The sequence below is a fragment of the Neisseria sp. P0019.S002 genome (assembly GCF_051957155.1).
Classification (GTDB): domain Bacteria; phylum Pseudomonadota; class Gammaproteobacteria; order Burkholderiales; family Neisseriaceae; genus Neisseria; species Neisseria perflava.
In genome coordinates this window covers 1-452 of record NZ_JBQCWS010000129.1, presented here as the reverse complement: position 1 = coordinate 452, position 452 = coordinate 1, and the positions used below count along the sequence as shown (strand labels likewise).

The 452-nt window shown below is 51.8% G+C and carries 1 protein-coding gene; it reads right to left on the bottom strand.

Going from position 1 to position 452, the window contains the following annotated elements:
• Window positions 1-413, bottom strand: a 413-nt coding sequence (locus tag ACTHTY_RS11910; RefSeq protein ID WP_440367839.1) for a hypothetical protein, incomplete at its 3' end; no start/stop codon positions are given.
• Window positions 414-452 lie beyond the last annotated feature (39 nt).

Genomic DNA, 452 nt, shown 5'->3' with positions numbered 1-452 from the left:
CACCCACAAACAACCCACCAACCCACACCAAAAAACACAACAACAACCACCACTACCACAACAACAACAACAACCAACAACCCAACCAAAACAAAACCCCCCCACACCCAACACACAAACAACCCCCAACAACAACACACCAAAACAACCAACACCCCCCCCCCCACACCCACCCACAACAACACCCCCACCCCCACCAAACCCACCCCAAACAACCCCAAAACACACAACCAACAAAACACAAAACCCAACCAACCCCCCAAACAACCCACCCCAACCCCCCACCAACACAAACCCCAAAACACAAACAACACCACCAAACCCAACAAACCAACCCACCCAAACAAAAAACACCCCCCCAACAAAACCACCACAACACCCACCAACAACACACCCCACCAAACCCCCCACAAACAACCCCAAACCACAACACCCACCACAACACACAAACA